This window comes from Burkholderia sp. LMG 13014, assembly GCF_905232215.1.
Classification (GTDB): Bacteria; Pseudomonadota; Gammaproteobacteria; order Burkholderiales; family Burkholderiaceae; genus Burkholderia.
In genome coordinates, this window is the sequence record NZ_CAJNKE010000771.1 from 1 (window position 1) to 2,395 (window position 2,395).

4 protein-coding genes are annotated in these 2,395 nt (G+C 65.7%); 2 read left to right on the forward strand and 2 right to left on the reverse strand.

All coding sequences use genetic code 11. The annotated features are described in order from the left end of the window. Together JYJ84_RS34365 and JYJ84_RS34370 are read left to right on the forward strand one after the other, a co-directional pair. Positions 1–679: MFS transporter (locus JYJ84_RS34365; RefSeq protein ID WP_205190106.1), on the forward strand; the 679-nt coding region annotated here is incomplete at its 5' end. A gap of 162 nt (positions 680–841) precedes the next feature. Next, positions 842–1,393 carry a GNAT family N-acetyltransferase gene (locus JYJ84_RS34370; RefSeq protein WP_175223348.1) on the forward strand — a complete coding sequence of 184 codons (552 nt, stop codon included), beginning with the start codon at positions 842–844 and terminating at the stop codon, positions 1,391–1,393. A gap of 51 nt (positions 1,394–1,444) precedes the next feature. Here JYJ84_RS34370 and JYJ84_RS34375 read toward each other — a convergent pair whose 3' ends face one another. Next, the gene (locus JYJ84_RS34375) at positions 1,445–1,837 is read right to left on the reverse strand and encodes a hypothetical protein (protein WP_122947439.1); all 393 of its coding nucleotides are present in this window, start codon (positions 1,835–1,837) and stop codon (positions 1,445–1,447) included. A 42-nt stretch (positions 1,838–1,879) separates the two neighbouring features. Further along, positions 1,880–2,395: ADP-ribosylglycohydrolase family protein (locus JYJ84_RS34380; RefSeq protein WP_205190107.1), on the reverse strand; the 516-nt coding region annotated here is incomplete at its 5' end.

A 2,395-nucleotide genomic window follows, 5' to 3' on the forward strand; every position in this document is an offset into this window, starting at 1 on the left:
CGGCGAGCTGCCGCCGGTCACGCAGGTGGCCGCGTTCGACGAGATGGTGCGGCAGCATCCGAAGCGCAAGATGAGCGACCTGTTCAGCGCCGCCTATCGCAAGCGCACGCTCGCGGTGGCGACATTGTGGGCGACCTGCGGGTTCATCCAGTACGGGCTGTCGACGTGGCTGCCGACGATCTACAAGAACTTCTATCACGCGCCGCTGCAGCTTGCGCTGAACCTCGCAGTGATCGGCTCGGTGATGGGCGTGCTCGGGTCGCTGGCGTCGGCGCTGCTCGTCGACAAGCTCGGCCGCAAGCCGGTGATCGTGTGGTCGTTCGTGCTGTGCGCGCTGTCGCTGGCATTCGCGGGCGTCTATCACGCGTCGTCGGTGTATGTCGTCTCGATCTTCTGCTCGCTGTCGCTCGGGCTGATGGCGTCGGGGTTCATCACCGCGTACGTCTATACGCCGGAGCAGTATCCGACGAGCATCCGCGCGTCGGGCTGCGGGCTCGGCAGCGCATGGTTGAAGATCGCGTCGTTCGTCGCGCCGATGGTGGTGCCGCACGCGATCATCGGCGGGAACCTCGCGCCGGCGTTCTACCTGATCGGCATCGTGCCGCTGATCGCAGCCGTGACCGTGCACTTCGTCGGGATCGAGACGAAGGGGAAGGTGCTCGAAGCGCTTGAAGCGTAAGCGCGGCTGGCGGTAACGGATGGAGTGACGAGGCCTGGGCGATGTCCGGGCCTTTTTGTTTGGCATGATCGGGTTGCAAGGCGGGGCGCGCGCATGCACGACATGGCCGGCTTGCGGCTTGCGTGTTCTAATTCACGATCCCGTTTTCGACCGACTGTCGCCATGCCTCTGTTCGAACCCGTCACGCTGGATACGTCCCGCCTCGTCCTGCGGCCGCTACGCGAAGCCGATGCGCACACCTTCTTCGAGATCTGGTCGGATGCGGAGGCGATGCGCTATTTCTCGTTCTCGCCGATGACGCACATCGAACAGGCGATCGAGCGCGTCGCGCGCAACGTGAAGACGTCCGCGAGCGGGCAGGACCTGATCTGCGTACTTGAGCTGCGGGAAACCGGCGAGGCGCTCGGCGAATGCGTGTTGTTCCATGCAAACGAGCAATGCCGGCGCGCCGAGATCGGCTTCAGCCTGCGGCGCGAGTTCTGGCGCGGCGGTTACATGCGCGAAGCGGCATCGGCCGTGATCGATCACGCGTTCGGCACGCTGCGGCTGAACCGGCTCGAAGCCGATATCGATCCGCGTAACACCGCCTCGGCGCGGCTGCTCGAACGGCTCGGCTTCGTGCGGGAAGGGTTGCTGCGCGAACGCTGGATCGTCGGTGACGAAGTGTCGGACAGCGCGTTGTACGGGTTGCTGGCGAGCGACCGGCGCGCGTGATGCATGATGCGTGACGCGTGACGCGGCCGGGCCGGTGATGGCCCGGTTGTATCAATCCCAGCGGCTGTCTTCCATGTCGGCGTCGACGTCGGCGGTCCCGCCGAATCCCAACTGCTGGAGCTGCACGTAGTAGCGCGTGTAGTCGAATTCGCCGTCCGCTTCCCACGGTTCGAGATCCCAGATCACGTCGGCCATCCACGGAATCCAGCGCGGCGGAGGCGGCCACTTCAGGAAGTAGGTCACGCGCTCGCGCTCCTGCCACGCGTGCTGTTCCCACCATTCCTGAAACACCATCATGAACGTTTCGCCGCCGCCCATGCGCCACCGCATGCTGTACGGATGCGAATCGGCTGCGACCACCCACGGCGGCGGAACCGCACCGTATTGCGCGGTGTAGTCGGCCACGCTTTGTCTGTACCAGTCTGCGTCCGCGTACTGCCCCATCCGATCTCCTTCCGCGATTTGCCGCGTATTCGCTTCGAGCGCTTACGGTTTCGCGAGCCAGCCCTCGACCTGTTCTTTCCCGTGCAGCGCCGCGACCCACCGATCGGGCAACGCGTACTCGCCGTACAGCGCGCCGGCGAGGCTGCCGGCGATGGCCGCCGTCGTATCCGTGTCGTTGCCGAGCGCGATCGCGCGCTTCACGCAGTCCTCGTAGCTGCCCGTCGACAGCAGGCAGTGGATCGACGACCAGAGGCTGTCGACCACGTAACCGGATCCTTGCGGCGCATCGAAGCGGCCATCGAGCACGATCTTCAGTTCGATCTCGTCGGCCGTGCCCGCGTAGCGCGCCAGCAACTCGTCTTCGGCCGTGCGCACCGCATCGGGCGCCGGCTGGCCTTCGACGATGCCCATTGCCGTCAGGCCATAGAGCGCACAGCACAGTTGCGAGCGCACGTGGCCGTGCGTAACGACGCTCTGCTTGCACGCGAGCCGGATCGCTTCATCGCGCGATCCGGCGACCATGACCACCGGAAAGCAGCGCATCAGCGAGCCGTTGCC